Source organism: Vibrio sp. qd031 (assembly GCF_002100145.1).
Classification (GTDB): domain Bacteria; phylum Pseudomonadota; class Gammaproteobacteria; order Enterobacterales; family Vibrionaceae; genus Vibrio.
Genome location: NZ_JXQD01000030.1, coordinates 81,693 through 106,087 on the forward strand (window position 1 = coordinate 81,693; position 24,395 = coordinate 106,087).

Genomic DNA, 24,395 nt, shown 5'->3' on the forward strand with positions numbered 1-24,395 from the left:
TTATCTCGCTTTTTCGCGGTTGAGGTAAAGTAAGCTGGCGTTGAGCAGCATAATGAACACTAGAAGCACAACACCCGTTGCGTACAGTGCACTTGCGTGTGTACCACTTGCGTAGGACATCTCAATCGCGATATTAGCTGTTAACGTACGTGCAGAGTCTAAAATGCCTCCAGGCATCGCAGGGGCGTTCCCCATCACCATGATGATTGCCATGGTTTCACCCAATGCACGACCGATACCCAAAATAACCGCTGTCATAATGCCAGAGCGAGCTGCTGGCAACAGTATTTTAAAAATGGTGTATATCTTTGATGCGCCTAGTGCGTACGAGCCTTCTTTGTAAGACGACGGCACGGCGCGAATCGATGTTTCTGAAACAGTAATAACTGTTGGCAGAATCATCACACCAAGCACAATAATTCCCGCCAGAATAGTGTTACCAGCAGGAACATTAAAAATGTCTTGGATGAGTGGAACAATAATCACCAAGCCAAAGAATCCGTAAACCACTGATGGTATACCGGCAAGAAGCTCTACCGCAGGACGGATGATATTAGCGAGGGATTTAGGCGCTACTTCTGCAATAAAAATAGCGGTAAGAACCCCGATTGGAACACCGACAATTACCGCACCTAAGGTTGAAGCAACCGAGGCGACGATCATTGTAGCAACACCATACAGTGCCGGTGGAAGCCAGTTTTGCCCCAAAACGATGCCGGAAACTCCGGCCTCTTGGAATGCAGGGATACTTTCTTTAACAATAAAGTACGCGATGATAGCCAGTGAAACGATACCGATAATGGCACTGGTTAAAAACAGCCCGTGGAAAATTCGTTCTTTCCAGTCGATTCGTTTATTTTGGCGTAGCGCTTTTTTGTCTTGAGGTAAGTTGCTTTGGTTCTCGGCAACGTCACTCATTAGAGACTTAGTATTAGCCATAGAATTTTCACTACTGATTGCGATGGTCATAAAACACTCAAAAAATCATTGAGATAAATAGAAAAGGCTCAGCCCTCACGGGCTGAGCAAGTTAGTCATTAAAATTAGTTAACTGAGATGTAGCCTTTGCCGTCTACCAGTTTCTGAGCTTCGTCAGCAACCATCCAGTCTAGGAACTTTTGAGTTTCAGCTGTTGGTGCGCCTTCTTTGTAAAGCACTAGGAAAGGACGAGCTACTTTGTAAGAACCGTTCTTAACGTTGTCTACTGATGCTGGAATACCGTCGATTTCTAGCGCTGTAACAGAGCCGTCAACAGTACCTAGTGAGATGTAACCGATAGCGTAAGGGTTAGAAGCAACCATAGTTTTTAGAGCGCCGTTACCGTTAGCAACTTGAGCACGTTGAGAAATTGCAGACACTGTTACGTCGTTGATCTTCATTTTCAGGCTCATGATGTCTTCAAATGCGCCACGTGTGCCAGATGCAGTATCACGAGTTACAACAACGATTGGCTTGTCCATACCGCCAACGTCTTTCCAGTTTGTTACTTCACCTTTATAGATTGCAGATACTTGCTCTGCAGTCAGACCTTCAAGGCTGTTTTTAGGGTTTACAACAACTGCGATACCGTCACGAGCAACAACCAACTCTTTTAGAGTAGGCTCTTTTTCAGAATCTTTAAGGTCACGTGAAGACATACCTAGGTCTGCAGAACCGTTTTTCGCCGCTTTTACGCCAGCAGAAGAACCAGGGCCTTGAACTTCGATGAATACGTTTGAGTTAGACTTCATGTAAGTTTCAGAGAAAACTTCCATCAGAGGAGTCACACTGCTCGAACCCACAGCAGAGATAGTTTCTTTTGCTACTACTGGGTTGATCGCTAGAGCGCCTAGAAGTGCCACTGCGCCGATAACTGTCTTTTTCATTACTTTTTCCTTAAGTGGTATTCAAACCGTTTATGTTTTGTGAACGGTGCTCAATGTATCCTTGTTATATGACAGTTATGTTTCACCTGATTGAAAGGTTTATGACAACGCAATATTTATTCTCATACCGTACAGCACCCTAAGTGCTATCTAGCATGCAGCGAGTTTCTTAGCGTTTACAACATTTGACTCGCATTGTTTGCATGCACAAATAGCGCTCTGTGTGACACATTGCTGCAGCCGAATATGACAATGTCTATTGCCGCTGTTCGGGCATTTCACCTACTATTATCTGATCTGTGATAAACACTGGAAGCGCTAAAGTAGTTAGAGTGGTAGAAGCTCTGAGGAACCACAGAGCTAAAAGAAGCCTCGCGTGATATTGGGCATGGTCGAATCTTATACACCCACCATTTGACCGTCTCTGATCAAAAGGCACTACCATTATGGATGAGGTTTTTAAGTTTCTATGGAGATATCAGAAGAGAACAAACACAAAATGCAGGACAAAAAAAAAGCGTGACCTGTGATTTGCTGGCCACGCTTTTAATCGACTAATACCTGTTTAGTAATTGTTTAGCAAAATGTTTACCACCAGGCTTCCCACATTGCACCCAGCGCAAAGGTATCCTCAGCAACATAATCATCGGCAGCTACGTCATTAGAACTATCACCGAACGTCGCGTAAAAGCGTAACATTGGACGATCGCCCCCCTTCGCATTACCGTAACTAATGTTTTGCGACAAAGTGATTTTCCAAGCACTGTTTTCGCCATCGTCTTTATAATCAACAATCGAATAACCAGCCTCAACCCAAGTAGAGTGTATGTCAGTCCAGCTATACATTGGACGAACTATTACGCTGTAGTTATCTCTTGACGCATCAACATCTGTTGTCGGTGAGTCATTGTCTAGAGTGTGGTACGCAGCAATGTAGCCAAACTCAAATTGGTCCGTAAAGTCATACTGGCCCTGCCAATGCGCCAAAATGGTGGTTAGATCGTCATCACGAGTAAACACCGAATTGTCCGCGCCATCACCAAAACGTAAGAAAATTTGATCGTACCCTCGCTCACGCGTGAAATCGTAGACACCCGCAATATGGTAAGAGCTTGCTTTGTTTAACTCTCCTGTAGGGTCACCATCATCGTCGAGTACAGCCCATCCTTTTTCAGACGCAAAGCCATAGTTCACTAGGAATGAGAACCCACCAATACCATGCAGTTTAGAAGTAAATGCGTAGTTGCCATTGTCGGCAACCCCAGTACCCGCGACCTGCGCCACGATAGAGGCATCAAACACTACACCGCCAAGTTGCAAGTCGGTGAAACCACCCCCTTGGCCATCATGGGACATCAAGAAGTAATCGTTAAGTCCTGCTTGTGGTCGTTGATGAAAATCTCGACCTGCCCAGACCGTCATTCCTGGCTGAGACTCAAAGACATTCGTCACTTTCGCGTAGAACTTTTTAAGATTGAGATCATCACTGTAGTGATCGACCATCAAAGCGATGTCCCACTTAGTGCCATTATCAGAAGTTAACCGTTGGCCAATCTGAAACTCGCCGCCGTTCGCTTCGTTACCCAAACGACCAACGTTATGTCCTATGGTTTCCCCCAGAGGTGCAACGTATTCATTGACGCTGTCGCTATAATGCAAACCGTACCGTGCGTATCCAGAAAAATAAAAGCCATCGTCGGCGATAGCAATGCCACTGCTGAGTAGACCACCACCGAACGTTGAAAGACCCATTGCGGTCATGGTAAATAATGTTATGTTTTTCATATAATTACCCTGGACGTGTTACAACATTGGCTGCAACATTCTTCTTTCGCAATTGAAAGTCTAAAAATTATAGTTGGCAATCCGAATTACTAAGGATGAACTTATGGTGTATTTATAGGTGAAACTTGTTTAATTTTAGCTACATGCGAACGATTCTCGTCATGTTGTGCAGGAAAATGAAAGAGAACGATTTTTATAGGTAGATGCCGTTAGGCTTTGCCGCTAATAATCCTCGCACCAAAAGTAAAGTGACGAGTACAGAAAAACCCCAACATTCCAAATAGAACATTGAGGTTTTTAAACTAACCAGCTTTAATTAACGAAAATCGTTAGTTGTGAAAGCTGCTCAACTCATTGACTTACCACCAAGCTTCAAACATTGCACCTACAGACACTGTGTCTAGCTCAGTTTTGTCACCTGTCTCTGTAACTTCGTTGGTTGCATCACCCACTGTTGCGTAAAAACGCAGCATTGGACGGTCGCCACTCTTCGCTTCACCAAAGCTGATGTTTTGAGAAAGCGTTGCTTTCCAAGCACTGTTTGTACCATCGTCTTTGTAGTCAACTACAGAGTAACCTGCTTCTAACCATGTAGAGTGGATGTTATTCCAGCTGTACATCGGACGTACGATTGCGTTGTAGTTGGTACGTGAAGCGTCTGTATCTTTGTAACGGTTATGCACTTTCTCATCGTTAGTTAGGTTCTGGTACGCAGCGACATAACCAAGTTCAAATTTGTCAGTGAAGTCGTGACCACCTTCCCAGTGAACCATAGTGGTAGAGATGTCATCGTTACGCATAAACACTGAGTCTTGTGCGCCATCGGTGTAACGCAGGATAACTTGGTTCCAACCACCTGTGTGATTAAAGTCCATGACAGCGGCAAGCTGGTAAGAAGTCATTCCGTCAAATTCGTCGGTATTACCCACGACGTTTCCATCTGCATCTTCAATATCTCTGCCATTAGCAGCGTCAGAAGCAAAACCGTAGTTAAATAGGAACGATAGAGAACCTACATCACCAAGGCCAATACCGTGTAACTTAGAAGTAAACGCGTAGTTACCGTTATCACCCGTACCGCCGCCGTCTACTTGACCAACAACCGATGCGTCAAATGCGATGCCTCCAATTTGAAGATCAGTGAAACCACCACCTTGACCATCGTGTGTCATCCAGAAGTAGTCGTTCAGACCTGTTTGCGGACGTTGATGGAAGTCACGACCAGCCCAAACCGTCATACCTGGTTGAGATTCGAAAACATTGTCTGCTTTCGCATAGAATTTTTTAAGACCAACTGAATCGCCCCAATGCTCTAGCATCACTGCTAGGTCCCAGTTTGTTCCGTTGTCAGACGTCATTTTGTTGCCGAACTGGAATTCACCGCCGTTGCTTTCGTTACCTAGGCGACCTGCTGATGCACCATTTAATGCGCCATCTGGTGCAACGTATGCTTCGTCACCAGCTGCGTAGTGAGCGCCGTAACGAGCGTAACCTGAGAAATAGAACCCTTCATCTGAGTCGTTCGCAATGGCGATGCCAGAGCCTAGTGTTGCTAAAACCGCAGCGCTAATTGGAAGTAATTTAAGTGCTTTCATTGATTTACCTATGCTGTTTGTACGATCTAATGTGATGTCGTAACTTTTTATATTTTTGACTTACTTATTGTTATTGCCAGTAGCGAGCGCAAATGAAAGTCCAATTCATTTTTGCTACAACAATTGACCGAGCCAATTTAGTGCAATAAGGGATATACAGTTTGAGCACCTGATCACCGTTTATTTTTTATAGAGTTTACATTTAGAATAAAAAAAACTAAATGACACATAAAACAAACAAAAACAAAGACTTATTAAGTGAAATAAATGTATTATTTTATTCTATTGCAATAGCAACTTCTCCAAATGCTGCATTGATCACAACATAATTATTGAAAATCATATGAGTACCGAGTGAAACAGAAAACGGTAAAGATATTACTTGGCGAAAATTAACAAAACTTACCGCTATAATTTAACAACTTAAGCTGCAAACATAAAAAAACCGCTTAAAAAAGCGGCTTTGAATTTCTAATAATCAGGGAGTGTAAAGACTCAATCTGTAGAATCCTCATTCTGAGGACGTTTTTTAGGAACAAATACGTTATCTCCCACCGCCACATGCTGATAAAAACTTTTATCCCGTTTTACAGGTTTGCGTGCCGCTTTCTTAGGTTGTGCCTTGTGCGCCGTCTTGCCTTTGCTTGGTTTGCCTGCAAACTTAGGTTTACGAGGTTTAATGCCTTTAAACTTCCCTATTAAGCCTTCAAGAGTCTCGAATCGAATGTCTTGTTGAAGATAGGTTTCGATACGCTTAAAACTTGCCCAATCCTTGGGACCAACCAACGACAGCGCCTCACCACGATTGCCGGCTCGACCTGTACGGCCTACGCGGTGCACATACTCTTCAGTGTGTTTTGGCATATCAAAGTTAATCACATGAGAAACATTTGGAATGTCGATGCCGCGAGAGGCAATATCGGTGGTCACGAGTATTTTGTGCACGGCACGTTCAAACTGACTCATGATCGCATTACGTTGTGATTGAGAAAGCTCGCCACTTAATGCCACAGCTTTCAACTTGCGTTGATTAAGCAGTTCTGTAAGTCGTTCTGTATCGCTTCGGGTAGCGGTAAAAATCATCACCTGACGATAGTTTGCGTCGTCAAGAATACGATCCAACAAAGCCTGTTTATGATCCAGGTGGTCACACAAGTAAAAGCGTTGGTCGATGTCGGTATGTTGCTGATTGGCCGCACCCACCGCAATACGTTTTGGGTCTTCCAACATCTGCATTGCGATGTCATTCACTTCGGCATGGTCCAACGTAGCCGAAAACATCAAGGTTTGACGACGGCGATGGTTTGCAGCTTTGTGAATACTATGAAGCTCTTTCACAAAACCGAGATCCAACATACGATCGGCTTCATCCAGTACCAGGGTATCCAAACCGTCGAGATAGAGAGAACGATGCTCTAAATGATCGGCAAGTCGACCCGGGGTCGCGACAATAAAGCGAGGGTATTTCCTTAGCGCTTTTACTTGATCATTAAAGTTTTCACCGCCCACTATTAACGTCGCCGTATAAGATAGACCACCTAACATGCCGCGCAGTTCACCGTAGACTTGCTTCGCCAATTCACGCGTCGGTGCTAAGATAACACCTCGCGGGTCTCTAGCAGAGAATGCCTTACTTTTTAACGCCTTATGTAGCATTGGTAATACAAACGCCAATGTTTTACCCGAGCCAGTTTTAGACGAAGCCAGCAGGTCTTTATTTGCCAAAGCAACAGGTATGGCCTGGCGCTGTATATCCGTCGCTTTCTTAAACGCGAAATGATCTAAGTTTTTTAGTAAACGGTTATCAAGACCTAACTCTTTAAATTGCAATGTATTCTCCGAATATAACTGGATGGGTGAAGTGCGTTGTCGACTTCAATTCAAAATCTTATTGACGCCTATAATAGCTCGTTTTGACCAATAATTGATACAAGTCACAAAAAAAAATTAGATTTAACTGGAAATTAACGAAAACCCTTTGTTATTCACATAAAAGGTTTCTACACTGTGTAAGGGAATAAGGGACTAACTGCTCATAATACAGGCAGATGGAACCGCTTCGCGCAATTCTCCAACGGCAATCACACGTTATGTGGCCGTTGTACTACACGTGTAACTAAATAATTTAAAAGGAATGGAGTTATAATGAATTACAAACTTCTTATTGCAGTGGCGGGCACCGTTGCTCTTGCGGGCTGTGCATCAGGACCAGACGAAGCAACTACTGAGCAACTAACTTCAATGAGCTCTCAAATCGAAGCTCTAGAATCAAAAATTGACTCTTTAGAATCTGAACACGCAACTCTAAAATCAGACGCTATGGCAGCTTCAGAAGCGAAGCAAATGGCAATGTCTGCTGAAGACGAAGCAGCTCGTGCAAATGAGCGTCTAGACAATCTAGCTCAGTCTTACACAAAATAATCCATAGCTTCGCTATAGGATTTGCTAATTACCGGTATTTCTCAACATCTATAGTAACTGAGGAATACCGGTTTGCGTTGCAAGCATTCCACTCACCAACGCCGAATCTTTAGGATTCTGCTCAAGCCACATTTCAAGCTCCATTGTTGTTTCCGGGCGCATCTTAATCCCTTCATCGTTCGTCAATGGCTCATGAACTTCCACAAATAAAGAATCGTCACTGTAAGCGACTTTAACCGGATCGTTGACTATCGACACCGGTGTTTTGTATTTGACCTGATTAAACAACCATTCAATATGCGGAGGCTGCATGCGTATGCAACCTGAACTAACGCGCAGCCCAATACCAAACTCTTTGTTTGTTCCATGGATTAAATATTGTCCTGCACCATAAGCAAGTCGCAGCGCGTGGTTGCCCAGCGGATTTTCAGGGCCCGGTGGAACGGTAACAGGAAGGTCGATGCCCTGTGCTGCATACCGTTTCCTGATGGATACGGTTGGTGTCCATGAAGGTCCGTCTATGATCTCGTTGACGTAAGTTGTCATGGTAGGTGTTTCTCGCCCAATGGCGCCGATGCCTACCGGAAAAACATGTACTTCTTTCCCGTTTGGATCGTAGTAATAAAGCCTTAGCTCAGCCAAGTTAACCACAATCCCTTTGCGAGGTGCATTGGGCAATATCATTTTAGTCGGCAAATCTAAGATGACCCCTTCACCAGGTAAGTATGGATCCACACCAGGGTTTGCCGCCAAAAGGGCCAAAAAACCCACATGATGCTTGTCCGCTATTTCGGCAAATGTTTCTTTTGCCTCCACAATGTGAACTTGGTTCTTCCCAATGACATTGGATCCATCTTCTGGCAACGCAAAAGTGGCGGCATGAGACACAAAAGGCAACAGCACTAGCAAACTAAAAACACGGCAAAGCATACAGTTCTCCAACTTCTATGTATGCACTTTAAACAGCTCCCTTAAGAAGTGCAAGTCTCCCACATTGTACCTATGCCTATAATGCATATCGTAGACGCAGCTCATGTGGGTGAGGGTTCAAAAAAGCTTGGCTCGACAAATACTCATTTGGGTAGAGTGTTAAATAATGATTCACCATAGTGATTGCGCTAAGCAAGGGCAAGGTTCCCACGCGGTATTCATCTATCACTTTTCTAAACTGCTGTCTCTCCACTGAGCTCAACAACTTTTTAAAATACCCTTGAGCATGCATAAGTACATTGGCGTTGTTTTTGCGTGATGCTCTTTCTGTCAATGCCGTCATTAATAGGCTTCTATACTCTACATAAAACTCTTCAGCAGGATACTGTTTTACGTTTGCCACCAGCTGTCCAAGTGTTTTATAGGCATCTTGACTGTGGGCCATCAAGGTCAACTTGTAGCGAGAATGGAATGCCACCACTTTGCCCGGTGTAGGCGCTCCTGCCATCGATTCGTAGAAGTCAGAGAGAGCAAATACCCGTGAAATGAAGTTTTCTTTCAAAATAGGATCGTTGAGTCTGCCATCCTCTTCGATAGGTAACCAAGGCATTGTTTTCATCAACTGCTGAGTAAAAAGTCCGACGCCCTCTTTTGAGGCACTATTTTTGCTGTACACTTTGACGCGTTCCATCCCGCAAGTTGGAGACTTTGCGCAGACGATGTAACCACACAAGTCTTGTTTAGCTAGGTGCTCCGATTTTGCCTTCGAATAGTCGACCATTTTTTGCGTGTAATCGATCGTGTCATCTTTGGAATCTACCAACAAGACTCGTTCATCATTACTCACTAATCGGATAGTGGGTCGTGGCACCGGCATACCGATCCCTACTTCTGGACACACCTTCACAAATTCGAAATGTGGTGACAATTCGTTTTCCACAAATCGGCTGGCTTTGTGGCCTCCATCAAAACGAACTTTTTCACCCATAACGCATGCGCTAATGCCAACTTTAATACCTTGTCTTTCCATAGCAGAACTCCTTGTTTAATCTTTCATACGTAGAAGCCACATAAACGGTCCAATTATTTTAAAAATTATTAAAAACATAGTCTTAATTAAAAATACCAGTCTATGCTAAACAGACAAGCGCTGCGATCACTTTGCCCTAGCGGTTCATACTGCCTTTTCTAAGTCTGCTTTTTTTCCACAATACTATTCGCCTCTGAATGTCACATCACCGAGCAAGAAAAAGACTGGCAGATCAAGAATCCTACTCTAAAAGTAGCCTATTCTCGTGCGCACTATCCATTTATCTACTTAGATGCAGTAAAGCTGTCTCTAACGATTGTTGAACAGCTAAAACACACCCACTTTGGTATCGCAATGAGTAATATAGAACTGGCTATCACTACGATGGTGCGACGCAGCGGCTGAACGCACTGTTAAAAGAGGTCCGACAGCGACTCAAGTCATAAAATAGTGGACCCAGACATAAAAAAGAGCTATCGACTGTCATTGTCGGTAGCTCTTATCAGTAGTATTTGTAGGCGTTTACACAGACTTTAGCCGATGTACTTGTAATACAAAGTCGCGAGAGGTGGAATGTCCAGTTGCAGAGATTGCGGTAAACTCTGCGATTCTTTTTCTCGAGTCATAATGTCTGACTTAGTATCGAAATTACTTCCGTTGTACACACTAGCATCGGTGTTTAAGATCAGTTCATAACGACCTGCGTTCGGCACACCAAGATCAAAGCCGGTGTAGGGAACAGGCGTAAAGTTGGTCACAACTAACACACGTTCACCACTGTCTCCGATGCGTTCATGAGCCAAAATGCTGTGGTCAGCATCATCTTGAAGACGCCATTCATACCCTTTAGGCTCACAATCCAAACTGTGCAATGCATCCTCTGACTTATACAGATGATTAAGATCGCGCGTTAGATTTTTTAGCCCTTGGTGACGTTCGTAATCAAGTAAGAACCATTGCAATTGATCGTCGTGGTTCCATTCACCCGTTTGACCAAATTCGGCACCCATAAAATTGAGCTTTTTACCCGGTTGCGCATACATGTAACCGTAGTACGCACGCAAATTAGCCGTTTTCTGCCATTCGTCCCCTGGCATTTTATCGTGCAGTGCACCTTTGCCATACACAACTTCATCGTGTGATAGAGACAAGACATAGTTTTCACTATGGGCATACACCAATGGGAATGTGATGGTATTGTGATGATACTTACGATGAATAGGGTCTTCTTGGATATAGCTGAGGCTATCGTGCATCCAGCCCATATTCCACTTAAACCCAAAGCCAAGACCGCCTAAAAATGTCGGAGCGGAGACGCCAGGGAAAGCGGTAGATTCTTCAGCTATGGTCATCGCATTCGGGAAGTGTCTATACACTTCTTCGTTCATCCACTTTAATGTTGCGATAGCGTCGTAGTTTTCTCGACCACCATCAACATTTGGGATCCATTGGTCGTGACTGCGCGAGTAATCCAGATACAGCATCGAGGCAACAGCGTCGACTCGAATACCATCAATGTGGAACATCTCAAACCAGTACAGGGCGTTGGATACTAAAAATCGACGAACGTGCTCGCGACCTAAGTCATAGATGAATGAACTCCAATCTTGGTGCCATCCGCGACGTGGGTCAGGATCGTGATAAAGCGGAGTGCCATCAAAGTTTGCCAAGCCGTGATCATCGGATGGGAAATGCGCTGGCACCCAATCGAGCACCACACCTAATCCCGCTTGGTGACACTGGTCAACAAAATACTTAAAATCGTCTGGTGTACCAAAACGGCTGGTTGGTGCAAACAAACCAATCGGCTGATATCCCCATGAACCATAGAAAGGGTGTTCGGAGACAGGCATGAGTTCAACATGGGTGTAACCAAGCTCAACTAGATAAGGAATCAGTTGCTCGGCCAGTTGACGATAGTTAAGGAAGTCACCTTTGTCATCACGACGCCAAGAGCCTACGTGCAATTCATAGAACGACAAGGCTTGCTTACGTTTATCGCTAAATGGGCGGCCTTGCCACGCATCATCTTGCCACTCGTAGTTTTCGTGGTTATAGGTGACAGACGCAAACGATGGGTGCTGCTCGGACTGGAATCCCCAAGGATCCGCTTTATGAGGTAAGCCCTCACCTTGCGGTCCCTTCATTTCAAACTTATATTGCGCGCCTTCTTCCAAGTGCGGAATGAACAGCCCCCAGATACCATAATCTAGACGTTGCATAGGATTTCGGCGGCCATCCCACGCATTAAAGCTGCCTACAAGGCTAACTGCTTGCGCATGAGGTGCATACACCAAAAATCGTGTACCTGAAATTAGCTCACCTTCACGCTCCATCTCGACAAATTGTGCCCCCATGTGACGGTACATCTCTTTTGGGGTGTGCAAGTGCTCAAACTCTTCATAAAGAGCGTGATATTGATAAGGGTCATCAATGATTTGCTCATTGTCTCCCCACTGAACGGCCAACTGATAGTGGGTGAAACTTAAATCACGAGGTTCCAATAAAACAAATGCACTGTCCTTATCTCGAGTCAGCGCGAGTCGCTCGTCGCCAATAATCACAGAAACAGCGTCTGCTCCGGGCATCCATACCCGCAATCCTATCTCTTCTTTATGGCATACAAAGGGCCCAAGAAGTGAAAATGGATCAGAATAAGCGGCTTGTTCCAGTAATGGATAATAATCATGTGCAGCTTTGATCTGTTGATTCACGCGGTCTCTCCTGATTTTTTAGAATTAATCGTTTTTAATTTACTCAATACTAGAGCCTTTGGCTCAATGTTGTAATAGGAAAAAGCCCCGTTACAAAAAAAGCCCGCAGATAAGTGCGGGCTTTCATAGTAGCAAAGAAAAAATCAGCATTTGTTGACCAATGCGCCATTTCCCCCTTTGCTACAAGGGCTTTGATGATTATTTAGACGCTTTAGCGCGAACTTCCGTCAGTTTAGCCGCAATACTATTAACTTCTTCTTTCGCAAACACTTCATCAAGGTTAATCGACAGTTTACGACGCCAGTTTGGGTATTCGTCGACAGTACCAGGAATGTTGACTGGTTTATCCATTTCTAACCAATCTTCAAGCTGAGTACTCAACAACGTTGACGAACCTGCTGCTACATGAAGTTGAATCGCTTCGGCAAGGAAACGGTCCATTGGAACGAATTGAGCGTCATATCCAATTCCTTCTGAAAGCCAGTTCTGTGTATGACCACGCATGCTGTCCAAAATACCTTGTTTGCACTCTAGACGGTCTGCAAACAACGTTTCAAGTTGCTCTTGGTTTGGATACAAACCAAGCTCTTTACCCATCTTAAGGTCATCACAATGCCAAAATCCGCGAAGTGTAGGCATATCGTGCGTACAAATAGCCGACATAGATTGAGGTTCGTAATGCCCAGGTGAAATAAAGCCACCGTCTTCCGCAGTTTCGAATGGGAAAACTTTATACGAGTGAATACCCGCTTCTTTTAGAATACCGACAACTTCATCTGGCACAGTTCCTAGATCTTCACCAATAACTGAACACTGGTAGCGATGAGATTCTAGCGCAAGGATAGATATCATATCTTCCACAGGGTAGTACATGTACGCCCCTTGGGTCGCATTTTCACCTTTAGGTATCCACCATAGGCGAAGTAGGCCCAATACGTGGTCGATTCGCAATGCGCCACAATGCTTCATGTTGGCACGAAGAAGCTTAATGTATGCATCGTACGCGGTATCGTGCAGTACTTGTGGGTTCAATGGTGGCAGACCCCAGTTTTGGCCAAGAGGACCAAGAATATCAGGTGGCGCACCAATGCTGGCATCTAAAATCAGGTTGCCTTCATCGGCCCAAGTCTCCGAACCACAGTCCGCAACACCAACCGCTAGATCGCGATACAAACCAACGGTCATACCTTTGTCTTCAGCAAGCGCTTGAACTTCATTGACCTGAGAGTCTGCAAGCCATTGCATGTACATGTATAGCTGTACTTTCTCCTGGTTATCTTTGATGAACTTCTGTGTTGCCGGAGCGTCGAAGCGGCGGTATTTCTCAGGGAATACAGGCCAGCCCCATACGTTCGAATCTTCGTCATGCAACACCTGATGCAGCGCATCAAATGCAGCTTGATGCAATAGACTGTCACTGCCTTGCTCGACGAAATCGAGGAATGCACGACCACGCTCTGTCACTTTAGTTAGGTGACGAGTTTTGAATTCTTCAAACAGAATCGGTAGCACACTCATTTTCAGTGCGGACACTTCACTGTAATTTACCCAGTGTGAATCACGAGCGGCTTGCAATCGTTTTTGGAAATCTGAGCTGCCGACTTTTTGCTGTGCTTCCGCACTCAAAGAAAATTCAGGTACTGAGCTGACATCAATGTACATAATATTCAGCCACTGACGAGAAGATGGGCTGTAAGGGCTGGCGCCTTCTGGATTTGCTGGGAATAGCGAGTGAATTGGGTTTAAGCCCACGAAGTCACCACCACGCTCTGCAATCTCTGCAACCAACTGTTTTAGATCGCCAAAATCACCCAAACCCCAGTTGTGTTGGGTACGCAATGTGTAAAGCTGTACACTTGGTCCCCAAATTTTCTTACCGTCGATAATAGGCTGTTGCTTGTAACACGCGGTCGGTGCAACGATTAGAGTCATCTCGTACGGTGTTTTGCGACGCTTACGAGACACTTCCAATGTGTGGTAGCCCAAATCAATATCCGCTGGAAGAGCAAACACTAAAGCGCCACCTTGTTCACGGTCATCGCGAACAATTTGAGACTGTAGGTAACCTTCTAGGATTTGCCCTTGCTCGGTATTGATTTTCCAAGAAAACTCGCTTTCACGCGCACTGGTGCCAAGGTTTAGCTCAATCTCAATAGATTGGCCTTTCTTAACCACCTTAACCGCTTCTAGCACTGGCTTTTTATGTTTCTTTTCTGCTGATGCGAGTAACGCTTCATCTGAAGAAACGTCGTAACCCATTGAACCTAAAAGGCGACGAATCGTATCGTCGCTCACATATGCTTCATCGCCCCACGCACTGATATAGTTGTCAGCGATGTGTGCTTGTTCCGCAACTTGTTTTAGTACAGATTGATCTTTCATTGCTCTCTCCGAAGGACGAGTCCTTCATCTAATATGTGCTTAAACTTTTGTTTCCATTCCAGGAGTGGCTTTTCTATTGGGCAATAGCCACTTTTGGAATGTTTATTATTAATTAGGTTTTTAGGGGAACAACTTAGGCGCCCAAAAGCTGGGCGCCTAAATTAGTCACTATTAACGGTGAACCGCTTCTAGTTTCCAGATATTGTCCACGTAATCTCGAATCGAACGGTCAGAGGTAAACTTACCCACTAGCGCTGTGTTAAGAATCGCTTTCTTAGCCCAACCCGCTTGGTCTTTGTACTGCTCGCCCATCTCTTCGTGCGCTTTCACGTACGATGCGAAATCAGCAAGACATAGGTAAGGGTCACCGCCGTCAAGTAGGCTATCGAACGTAGCACGCAGTAGACCAGGTTGGCCTGGAGTGAACTCGTCACCCAGTAGAAGGTCCATTGACGCTTTCAGTAGGTGGTCAGCGTTGTAGTAATCAAATGGGTTGTAACCTGCAGCTTTAACACGCTTAACGCCGTCAACATCGAGACCGAAGATGTAGATGTTTTCATCGCCTACTTCTTCACGGATCTCAACGTTTGCACCGTCCATCGTACCGATAGTCAATGCACCGTTAAGGGCCATCTTCATGTTACCAGTACCTGATGCTTCTTTACCCGCTAGCGAAATTTGCTGAGAAACGTCGGCCGCAGGGATGATGATTTCAGCCATGCTTACGCGGTAGTCAGGAATGAAAACTACTTTCAACTTGTCACCAACGCGTGGGTCGTTGTTGATCTTGTCTGCAATCTTGTTCACCGCGAAAATGATTTCTTTCGCTAGGTGGTAGCCTGGTGCCGCTTTCGCTGCAAAGAAACATACGCGTGGCGCACATTCAAAGTTAGGCTCGTTCAGGATGCGATGGTATAGAGAAAGAATGTGCAGCAAATCTAGGTGCTGACGCTTGTACTCGTGCAGACGTTTGATTTGAACATCGAAGATCGCGTTGGTATCCAGCTCGATACCCATGTTGTCTTTAACCCAATCCGCTAGACGCTGTTTGTTTTCTTTCTTAACATCCATAAATTCTTTTTGGAATTTCGCATCAGTTGCGTACTGCGCAATGCCTTCAAGCTGCTCAAGTTTTGCTGGCCACTCATCACCAATCTTATCGGTAATTAGGTTAGAAAGGCCTGGGTTACAGAACTTCAACCAGCGACGAGGAGTAATACCGTTAGTCACGTTGTGTAGACGCGTTGGGTACATCTCGTGGAACTCAGGGAACAGGTCTTTTTTAACCAATTCTGAGTGCAGTGCTGCTACGCCGTTTACTGCGTAAGAACCGATAACGCTTAGGTTCGCCATGCGCACCATGCGGTTGAAACCTTCTTGGATGATAGACAATTTAGCTTGTTTCTCACCGTCACCAGGCCACATCGCACGTACTTCTTGTAGGAAGCGGTGGTTGATTTCAAAGATGATTTCCATATGACGTGGAAGTAGACGCTGCATAAGCGACTCAGGCCAAGATTCTAGTGCTTCTGGCAACAATGTGTGATTGGTGTAAGCAAATGTTTTAGAACTGATTGCCCATGCCGCACTCCACTCAAGACCTTTTTCGTCAACGAGAATGCGCATCAACTCAGGGATCGCGATTGCTGGGTGCGTATCGTTAAGCTGAATGGTTTCTTGCTCTGAAAGTTGTTCCAGAGTGAAACCTGCTGCTTCGTGGCGACGTAGAATATCGCGAACAGACGCTGCTGAGTGGAAGTACTGCTGCATTAGACGCAGAGTTTTACCTTTCTCGTGGTTGTCGTTCGGGTATAGAACTTTAGTGATGTTGCCCGCATCGATAAGTGAGTGCTGAGCTTCAAAGTAATCACCGTTGTTAAAGCTTGCTAGTGAGAATGGTGCAATCGCCTGACATTCCCAAAGACGCAATGGGTAAACAGTGTTTGATTCGTAACCAACAATTGGTAGATCCCATGGCATTGCTTTTACCGTCATGCCCGGAACCCACTTACGTACTTCTTTACCGTCTACGTAAGACACTTCTACGCTACCGTAGAAACCAATTTCTTGTGCGATATCTGGGCGAGCAACTTCCCAAGGGTAGCCTTCAACGCCGCGCCATGCATCAGGTGCTTCTTGTTGGCGACCGTCTTCAAATGATTGCTTAAATAAACCGTATTCGTAGTGTAGACCGTAGCCCACTGTTGGGAACTCTTGAGCTGCACATGAATCCATGAAACATGCGGCAAGACGACCTAGACCACCGTTACCTAGTGAAGGGTCACGTTCTTCTTCTAGAAGGTCAGTTAGGTTGTGACCAAGGCCTTCCATAGCGTCGGTTACTGCTTCGTACAGACCCATGCTAATTAGGTTGTTACCTGTTAGACGACCGATGAGGAATTCAAGCGATAAGTAGTTTACGCTACGTGCGTTTTTGATTTTGTCATCTGACTCCGTAGCCAGAAGATCGAAAGTAGTGATGTCAGCAAGTGCGCGGCCCATTGCTAGGTACCATTGACGTTCAGTAGCGTTCTCTACTGTTGTCGCATAAGTTGCTGAAAGGTGATTTTTAACGCTTTCTTGAAAAGCTTTTTTATCAAATTGCTTCTGTTGAGTAGGTTTCATCTCGAAATCTCACATTTGGGTTAACTTCATCTTGTAGACATCATGGGCCGTTACAGTTTTAAGAGCATCCTCCCGTATCAGGGAGGAGGAGGAGGAGGAATTAGGGCGTAGAGTCGTAGAGATGGTATCTGTGTTGATCTAACTCTCATAGGAGCGAACTACTGCCAAATTTCTCGTGACCACGATCACCAAAAACAGCTCTTTACACAAAAATCGAACCAACTTCACAAAATACCCAGCTCGGTGTATTAACGCGCATTTTGAGAGCTGGATCACGCAATCATTCGATCTTTGACTCGCCAAATACCGCTCTAATTCTCCCTGCGCACCCTTTCAATCACCCACCAATTGAGATAGTCATCACATTAACGGGGCGTAGACAAGCAGTTGTGGACCAAAAATAGCCAAATAGGACTTTGATCAATCTGATGGCTCAATAAATTGACGTACACTAATGGCCGGTGCGCAAGTGGGCACTCAACGAAATCAAAATTGTCATTAAGAACTCTTAGGATCACTTATCACTATGTGGATACCCTCTAAACTTACTCGTCCTGGCCGTTTGCACAACGCAATACTGCGACCAAGAGTGTTGGATCTAGTCAATCAAGCTTCTCACTATAAGCTAGTGCTATTTCGCTCTCCCGCTGGTTACGGTAAAACCACCATGGCAGCACAATGGCTTGCAGACTGCCCTAACCTTGGCTGGTTAAGTTTAGATGACAGTGATAATGACACTGTAAGATTCATGAATTATTTTATTCAAGCGTTAAATAGAGCCACGCACGGCGCTTGTCCAACAGCACAGTCATTGGCAGAAAAACGTCAATTCTCTTCAGTTTTAAGTTTAATGGGCGAGATATTTGGTGAGTTAGGCCAATACCACGAAGAGGCCTTTGTGGTATTGGATGATTACCACATCATTAATAACGAAGAGATACACGAAGGGTTGCGCTTCTTTCTAAAGCACATGCCCGACAACATTACCGTCGTGGTGACCAGTCGTGCCAACCCGCCACTTGGTATCGCCAATTTACGTGTTCGCGATCTAATGATCGAAATAAACGACCAGCTTTTAGCTTTTGACACTGAAGAAACCACTCGATTCTTGAGTTCCCGCACTGGTAACGACATCGACAGCGACACAGCTAACAATTTGCGCGGTTACGTTGAAGGTTGGCCATCGGCACTGCAACTGATTGCAATCCAAGCTCAACAGCAAAACATCAGTTTGGCTCAATCTGCCGAATCGATGGCCGACTTTAATCATGCTCATCTTTGGGAATACTTGGTTGAAGAGGTGTTTGACTTCCTAGATGACAAAACGCAACTTTTCCTTTTGCAGTGCTCTGTACTAGAAACCTTTAATGACGCCCTGGTCTCCCAAGTCACCAATCGTGACGACGCACTGTCGGCATTAGAAAACCTCAATCGATTTGGACTGTTTGTCACCATGATTGAGGGCGAACAAAACTGGTATCGATTCCATCGCCTGTTCAATGATTTCTTGGGTCATGTGCGACTTGCCCGCATTCCACAGCAAGAACAAATGCTGCATCAACGCGCGGCAGAAGCGTGGCTCAATCTCAATAGCCCAAGTCAAGCACTCTATCATGCACAAAAAGCCAAAGATTCGGAGTTGTGCGTCACCATTTTGGTAAAACATGGTTGGACTATGTTCAATATGGCTGAGTTTGCGGTCATGGAGCAGGCTATCCAAGAGCTGAATGACGACGAACTGTATTCAAATCCAAAAATTCCATTGCTAAGAGCCTGGGTTGCTCAGACACAACATCGCTATAATGTGGTCGAAGAACTGCTCACGGAAGCCGCTAGGCAACTCAAAGAGCGCAATATTCCTATATCAGAAAGCGAAATGGGTCAAGTTAATGCACTGCTTGCTCAAGTCGCCATTAACTTTGGCAAGCCAGAAAAAGCCCTGCAACTTGCCGAGCTTGCCCTAAGCCAAATCGACAACAATGATTCACGCAGCCGTATATTTGCCACGTCGGTGATTGGAGAGGTCAACCACGTATTGGGCCGACTCAATCGTGCCCTACCAATGATGCAGCAAACAGAGAAACTTGCGCGCCAATACCGAGTCTTTAATCAGGCTTTGTGGGCGCTTCTTCAACAGAGCGAGATTTTGATTGCCCAAGGCTACGTGCAAGCCGCTTATGAAGTACAAGACAGTGCCTTTAAACTGATTGAAGAGCAACAACTGCATCAACTTCCGCTTCATGAATTCTTATTGCGGATCCGCTCACAAGTACTGTGGTGCTGGAATCGCTTTGATGAAGCCGAAGAGTATGCCTATCGCGGAATTGATGTGTTGGGAGAAAAAGCCGCCAGCAAGCACCTGCACTGTTACTCGATGTTAGCTCGAATTGCCATTGGCCGCGGAGAGTTGGATCGCGCCGGTCGATTTGTTGAGCACATTCAGCAGTTACTGAACGAATCAACCTATCATATTGATTGGAGTGCTAACGCATCGCTTACCCTCATTTTGTTCTGGCAAGCCAAAGAGCAGCACGACGACATGCAAAAGTGGTTAGACAATGCAGAACGACCAGAGATTGCTCCAAATCACTTTATGCAATTGCAGTGGCGTAATATTGCACGCGCACAGATCTATTTAGGCCAACTTGAAGCCGCTAAACAATCAGTAGCGTTTTTGGTAGAGCAGGCCGACTCACACGAGCTACTGACCGATCGCAATCGAAACCTCATTGTGCAAGCGCTGTTAGCCGATGCCCTAGGGCAAGAAGAAGGCGCAATGAACCTGATGCTGCAAGCCATTAAACTGACCAATCAAACTGGCATGGTGGCCAACTTCCTTATTGAAGGTGCTATTGCTGGTCGCTTACTCGAAAAACTGATCCAACGCGGCGACCTTGGCGATCTAGAGAAGCATCGTGCGCAATCACTGATCAAAGAGATATCCAGTAAGCAGCGCAGCCGCTTTGTCCATTTTGATGAAGAGTTTGTTGAACGTTTAGTCAATCATCCGAGCATTCCTGAATTAGTGAGAACCAGTCCGCTTACTCAGCGCGAGTGGCAAGTCCTTGGATTGATCTACTCCGGCTACAGTAATGAACAGATCGCTCATGAGCTTGATGTAGCAGGAACAACCATCAAAACCCACATTCGAAACCTGTATCAAAAGCTCAATATCGCCAACCGTAAAGAGGCTATAGAAACCGCTGAGCGACTGATGAGCCTTATGGGTATGTAAGTCTAATTATCAGTTACACCAAAAATTAAGCCCTGCCTATGCAGGGCTTTTTAATTACTTGTTTTATCTAGAGTTAGTTCGCTTAGCAGTAAAATTATCTAGTTTTCGATGTTGCAAGGCAAAAAAAACAGCGGTAACCACCAACAATAAATTAACAAACAGATATAAATACTATAATTGATAATTTTGGACGAATTTAACTCGATATAAATTGATTTAGATAGAATATTAATAAAGAATAAATGTAAATCAAATGTAAACAATAATTATAAACATGTGTGTTTCTGAGGAGACCGTAATGTTACATGCACATACCCTACACATCACCCAGCTCAGCGAAAAAGCACTTTCTCAGCTTTCGCCTAGCTTTACTCAACTTCCACGCACTCAACATGCCGATGGCCAATATCGTTTAAGACGATATTCAGTGATTCGTGTCGAGCAAGGTAAAGTGGTCAGCACGGGTAAAACCGAGTTTATGCAAACCGATGACATTAATCGTTTTCAAGGCAACGTGGTGCGCGAGTTCGAACCCATCGAAGAGAGCACATTATCCAGTGAAGGCATGAGTGAGATGTGTCAAAAATTCATGGAGACCAATAATCTACCTGATGGCCAAGAAATAGAGATCCATCAAATGCGCATCACTGCCATTTATGACGAAACGCAAGTAGCCCCTGAGGGTGTACACCAAGATGGATTCGACCACATTGCCCTCATTGGAATTGGTCGTCACAACATCGTAGGCGGTGAAATCATGCTCTATGAAGATCAACATCAAGCCCCGTTTTTCCGCAAAGTACTCGAGAACGGTGAAATTGCCATTTTGGCCGATGATGTTCTGTGGCACAACGCTCAGCCAATTCGTTCTATACAGCAAGGTAAAGAAGGCCATATGGACGTGTTTGTATTGACCGCAAAAGAGGCATCCCATGCTCTTCACTCCTGAGAAAGCTCGTGCTCAGTTTTCGGCATTAAGCCAAACGTATCAAGGCGAACCCATCATCTTTGCCGATGGTCCCGGTGGCTCTCAAGTACCTCAGTCGGTGCTGGACGCTATGGTGCAATATCTCGGTCACTTTAACTCCAACCTTGGTGGGCACTACTTTTCCAGCCGGATCACCACCGATCTGGTTACTACGGCTCGCGAACACGCCCAAACCCTGCTGAATGCTGAATCTGCGGGTAATATTGTGTTTGGGGCAAATATGACCAGTCTCACTTTCTCGTTGAGCCGTGCGATTTCTCGCCAGTGGCAAACGGGCGATGAAGTGATCGTAACTGCGCTTGATCATTACTCCAATGTCTCTAGCTGGCAACAAGCCGCGGAAGATAAAGGGGCCACTTTGCATCAGGCTCGCGTCAATACTGAGACCGGCTCGTTAGACGTCGATCACCTGATTAGCTTGTTAAGCCCTAATACAAAACTGGTGGCTCTGACCTACGCGTCGAATACCACAGGCAGTATTGTTGATGTACAACGAGTGATTGAAGCCGCGCACAACGTGGGTGCTCTGGTGTACGTCGATGCTGTCCACTACGCCCCTCACCATCTCATTGACGTGCAACAATTAGGTTGCGATTTTCTTGCCTGCTCTGCGTACAAATTTTTTGGACCACACCTTGGCATTGTCTATGTTGCAGACCATTGGCTTCATAGCTTGTCACCCTACAAAGTGGAACCTGCAACCAACATAGGGCCTGGCCGATTTGAAACAGGCACACAAAATTTTGAAGCATTAGCAGGATTCATTGCAACCGTCGATTATCTGGCTCAATGGGGCAACCCTACCAAGCCTTTGCGTGAGCGACTGCAACAAAGCTTTGAACAAATTAACGCTCATGAGCAGACCTTGAGCGAACGTTTCATAAGCAGAATCACACAGTACTCAGCCATTACGCTGCATGGGTCATCGCAAAGTGCGAGCGCAATACGAACACCAACGTTCGCTCTCACCTTTGATCGTGTATCGCCAAAGCAGGTGGCTACAGCATTAGGTAAACACAATATCTGTGTCTGGAATGGTCATTTTTATGCACTTGGATTGATCAAACAACTCGGACTCGATGAAAACGGCGTGCTTCGTGTTGGTTTTATGCATTACAACACACTGCAAGAAGTCGATGCACTTTGCGATAACCTTTTTGCTCTGCTGCCAGAAACAGAAATCATCTTATAACCCTTTTTGTCATTTTTATCTGTTGTTTAACAGCGCCACCATTCCCTGTGTGGCGTTTTTTTTCTTTTCACCTAGCAACAATGGCCCTTTGTTCAAAACTACATCAAATTTTTTGACCATCTTGATAAATCTTACCGACTACCGACTCATTACCACTCATTTTATACTCACTGCAACTAAGGAGATACACATGACTCTATTTAGAACGGTAAAACAGCTGATTGCAGCCCACCCGACCAGCGATGGTGACGGTGTTAAGATTTCGCGCGTGGCAGGATTTCAAAACAGCCTGTTCTCACCCTTTTTAATGCTAGACGAACTTAAATCCGATCAGTCAAAAGATTATGTCGGTGGATTTCCTCCGCACCCACATCGCGGTATTGAAACGCTCACCTACATGAAGCACGGCCACTTCCAGCATCGCGACCATATGGGCAACGTAGGTGAGCTGCGAGGTGGTGGCGCACAGTGGATGGCGGCGGGACGAGGGGTAATACACAGTGAAATGCCCATTATGACCGATGGTAAACTGCACGGATTCCAGTTATGGATCAATCAGCCTGCTAGCCACAAAATGACGCCGGCAAAGTATAAAGACTTTCAGCCTGAATCCATTGTAGAAGTGCCGCTCCATGAGCAGCAAAATAGTCCGTTACGATTACTTGCAGGCGAAATTAGCGTGGAGGGTAAAACCCACCAAGCTGCATTAACCGATACAGCCGCCGAAGCTACCGTTGCCGATTGGGCACCTCAAACCGAGCAATCGTTACAGTTTGAGGTGCCACAGAGCCACAATACGCTGCTTTTTGTCTACAAAGGCGAGATGAATATGGACAACCACACAATCAAACAAGGTCAGCTGGCGGTGCTATCAGCTGGCGATACAGTGGCTTTGCAATCTGCAGATGCTCCATCAGGGGTATTGATATTAAGTGGCGAGCCCATCAACGAGCCCGTCGTTCATTATGGCCCGTTTGTCATGAACACGATGCAAGAAATCGAACAAACGATTCAGGACTACAACAGTGGCGTATTCGAAACTTACTGAATAGCAACGCACTGATTAGCAACGTCGTAGGAGGCTAAGTGATTTGAGATCACCATTGATTAAATGCGCGTTGAGTCATACGCCCAGTGCAGTAAGGCTTGACGCTGTTTTTTACGACAGTTGTGGTCGAAGGGCTCGCAATTCTTGACCACCGCACTCCAATGACGTCGAAAGCTCTTCCATCGTTTGATTTGTCTTGCATCATCCTCAGTTCTGCGCCCCATATAGTACCGGCAATACCACTGAAACCATCCTCGAGGATCTTGTGGGTGTATCCACCCTTTTCGTTGCCACTCAGCCAACGGTTGGGATGCATCCACACCAAAATAGTTAAGGGAGGTATCTTTAATGTCTGGACTTATGCGCGCCTGCTCAAACCAATCTTTAGGGAACTCATTTTGGCAATCGGTCAAATACTTCCCGCCAAACACGCCCAGAGCTAACATCTGTTTAGGGGTAAGGTGAGGGTCAAAATCTGGTGCAAAATGTTGACCTTTAGGCTCGGTTAAGCAGTATTGATAATCGGTTTGCATTTTGTCTTCAACGACCACTGTAATCATGGTTTTTTCCTAAAATGAATCAGTC

16 protein-coding genes are annotated in these 24,395 nt (G+C 45.3%); 5 read left to right on the forward strand and 11 right to left on the reverse strand.

Features of this window, described 5'->3' with window-relative positions:
* From pstC to ST37_RS16880, 5 genes are all read right to left on the reverse strand, one after another.
* Positions 1-918 (reverse strand): phosphate ABC transporter permease subunit PstC, encoded by a 918-nt coding sequence (pstC, locus tag ST37_RS16860; RefSeq protein WP_084888755.1) that lies wholly within the window; start codon positions 916-918, stop codon positions 1-3.
* 125 nt (positions 919-1,043) lie between these two features.
* Complete coding sequence (locus ST37_RS16865; protein WP_084888558.1) at positions 1,044-1,865, reverse strand: phosphate ABC transporter substrate-binding protein; 822 nt, start codon at positions 1,863-1,865, stop codon at positions 1,044-1,046.
* Positions 1,866-2,453: 588 nt separating this feature from the next.
* Positions 2,454-3,650 carry a carbohydrate porin gene (locus tag ST37_RS16870; RefSeq protein WP_084888560.1) on the reverse strand — a complete coding sequence of 399 codons (1,197 nt, stop codon included), beginning with the start codon at positions 3,648-3,650 and terminating at the stop codon, positions 2,454-2,456.
* Between the two features lie 359 nt (positions 3,651-4,009).
* Entirely contained in the window at positions 4,010-5,245 is a 1,236-nt protein-coding gene (locus ST37_RS16875) for a carbohydrate porin (RefSeq protein ID WP_084888562.1), read from the reverse strand.
* 495 nt (positions 5,246-5,740) lie between these two features.
* Positions 5,741-7,075: a DEAD/DEAH box helicase gene (locus tag ST37_RS16880; RefSeq protein ID WP_084888564.1), complete on the reverse strand. Its 1,335-nt coding sequence runs from the start codon at positions 7,073-7,075 to the stop codon at positions 5,741-5,743.
* 315 nt (positions 7,076-7,390) lie between these two features.
* Between ST37_RS16880 and ST37_RS16885 the strand changes: the two genes are divergently transcribed.
* Entirely contained in the window at positions 7,391-7,666 is a 276-nt protein-coding gene (locus tag ST37_RS16885) for an Lpp/OprI family alanine-zipper lipoprotein (RefSeq protein WP_084888566.1), read from the forward strand.
* A 48-nt stretch (positions 7,667-7,714) separates the two neighbouring features.
* On the opposite strand, the gene ST37_RS16890 is transcribed toward ST37_RS16885, so the two are convergent.
* The 5 genes from ST37_RS16890 to ST37_RS16910 form a co-directional block, all read right to left on the reverse strand.
* A complete protein-coding gene (locus ST37_RS16890) occupies positions 7,715-8,596 on the reverse strand; it encodes a L,D-transpeptidase family protein (protein ID WP_084888568.1) in 882 nt (293 codons plus the stop codon).
* Positions 8,597-8,672: 76 nt separating this feature from the next.
* Positions 8,673-9,626, reverse strand: coding sequence for a 2-thiouracil desulfurase family protein (locus ST37_RS16895; RefSeq protein WP_084888570.1), 954 nt, complete (start codon positions 9,624-9,626; stop codon positions 8,673-8,675).
* Positions 9,627-10,159: 533 nt separating this feature from the next.
* A complete protein-coding gene (gene glgB / locus ST37_RS16900) occupies positions 10,160-12,340 on the reverse strand; it encodes a 1,4-alpha-glucan branching protein GlgB (RefSeq protein WP_242426344.1) in 2,181 nt (726 codons plus the stop codon).
* A 198-nt stretch (positions 12,341-12,538) separates the two neighbouring features.
* Positions 12,539-14,722, reverse strand: coding sequence for a 4-alpha-glucanotransferase (gene malQ, locus ST37_RS16905; protein ID WP_084888572.1), 2,184 nt, complete (start codon positions 14,720-14,722; stop codon positions 12,539-12,541).
* Between the two features lie 171 nt (positions 14,723-14,893).
* A complete protein-coding gene (locus ST37_RS16910; RefSeq protein ID WP_084888574.1) occupies positions 14,894-17,347 on the reverse strand; it encodes a glycogen/starch/alpha-glucan phosphorylase in 2,454 nt (817 codons plus the stop codon).
* Positions 17,348-17,873: 526 nt separating this feature from the next.
* On the opposite strand from ST37_RS16910, the gene malT reads away from it, so the two are divergent.
* From malT to ST37_RS16930, 4 genes are all read left to right on the forward strand, one after another.
* Positions 17,874-20,582 (forward strand): HTH-type transcriptional regulator MalT, encoded by a 2,709-nt coding sequence (gene malT / locus ST37_RS16915; RefSeq protein ID WP_084888576.1) that lies wholly within the window; start codon positions 17,874-17,876, stop codon positions 20,580-20,582.
* A gap of 298 nt (positions 20,583-20,880) precedes the next feature.
* Positions 20,881-21,531, forward strand: coding sequence for a 2OG-Fe dioxygenase family protein (locus tag ST37_RS16920; RefSeq protein ID WP_084888578.1), 651 nt, complete (start codon positions 20,881-20,883; stop codon positions 21,529-21,531).
* Positions 21,515-22,762 (forward strand): cysteine desulfurase-like protein, encoded by a 1,248-nt coding sequence (locus ST37_RS16925; protein WP_084888580.1) that lies wholly within the window; start codon positions 21,515-21,517, stop codon positions 22,760-22,762. Before ST37_RS16920 ends, ST37_RS16925 begins: the two co-directional genes overlap by 17 nt.
* 190 nt (positions 22,763-22,952) lie before the next feature.
* The gene (locus tag ST37_RS16930; RefSeq protein WP_084888582.1) at positions 22,953-23,810 is read left to right on the forward strand and encodes a pirin family protein; all 858 of its coding nucleotides are present in this window, start codon (positions 22,953-22,955) and stop codon (positions 23,808-23,810) included.
* 59 nt (positions 23,811-23,869) lie between these two features.
* On the opposite strand, the gene ST37_RS16935 is transcribed toward ST37_RS16930, so the two are convergent.
* Positions 23,870-24,370, reverse strand: coding sequence for a hypothetical protein (locus tag ST37_RS16935; protein ID WP_084888584.1), 501 nt, complete (start codon positions 24,368-24,370; stop codon positions 23,870-23,872).
* Positions 24,371-24,395 lie beyond the last annotated feature (25 nt).

What these genes read in the sequence shown, in the direction of transcription:
- pstC (WP_084888755.1), bottom strand. Translation starts at nt 918, where the DNA reads ATGAGTGACGTTGCCGAGAACCAAAGCAACTTACCTCAAGACAAAAAA.
- ST37_RS16865 (WP_084888558.1), bottom strand. Translation starts at nt 1,865, where the DNA reads ATGAAAAAGACAGTTATCGGCGCAGTGGCACTTCTAGGCGCTCTAGCG.
- ST37_RS16870 (WP_084888560.1), bottom strand. Translation starts at nt 3,650, where the DNA reads ATGAAAAACATAACATTATTTACCATGACCGCAATGGGTCTTTCAACG.
- ST37_RS16875 (WP_084888562.1), bottom strand. Translation starts at nt 5,245, where the DNA reads ATGAAAGCACTTAAATTACTTCCAATTAGCGCTGCGGTTTTAGCAACA.
- ST37_RS16885 (WP_084888566.1), top strand. Translation starts at nt 7,391, where the DNA reads ATGAATTACAAACTTCTTATTGCAGTGGCGGGCACCGTTGCTCTTGCG.
- ST37_RS16890 (WP_084888568.1), bottom strand. Translation starts at nt 8,596, where the DNA reads ATGCTTTGCCGTGTTTTTAGTTTGCTAGTGCTGTTGCCTTTTGTGTCT.
- ST37_RS16895 (WP_084888570.1), bottom strand. Translation starts at nt 9,626, where the DNA reads ATGGAAAGACAAGGTATTAAAGTTGGCATTAGCGCATGCGTTATGGGT.
- malQ (WP_084888572.1), bottom strand. Translation starts at nt 14,722, where the DNA reads ATGAAAGATCAATCTGTACTAAAACAAGTTGCGGAACAAGCACACATC.
- ST37_RS16910 (WP_084888574.1), bottom strand. Translation starts at nt 17,347, where the DNA reads ATGAAACCTACTCAACAGAAGCAATTTGATAAAAAAGCTTTTCAAGAA.
- malT (WP_084888576.1), top strand. Translation starts at nt 17,874, where the DNA reads ATGTGGATACCCTCTAAACTTACTCGTCCTGGCCGTTTGCACAACGCA.
- ST37_RS16920 (WP_084888578.1), top strand. Translation starts at nt 20,881, where the DNA reads ATGTTACATGCACATACCCTACACATCACCCAGCTCAGCGAAAAAGCA.
- ST37_RS16925 (WP_084888580.1), top strand. Translation starts at nt 21,515, where the DNA reads ATGCTCTTCACTCCTGAGAAAGCTCGTGCTCAGTTTTCGGCATTAAGC.
- ST37_RS16930 (WP_084888582.1), top strand. Translation starts at nt 22,953, where the DNA reads ATGACTCTATTTAGAACGGTAAAACAGCTGATTGCAGCCCACCCGACC.
- ST37_RS16935 (WP_084888584.1), bottom strand. Translation starts at nt 24,370, where the DNA reads ATGATTACAGTGGTCGTTGAAGACAAAATGCAAACCGATTATCAATAC.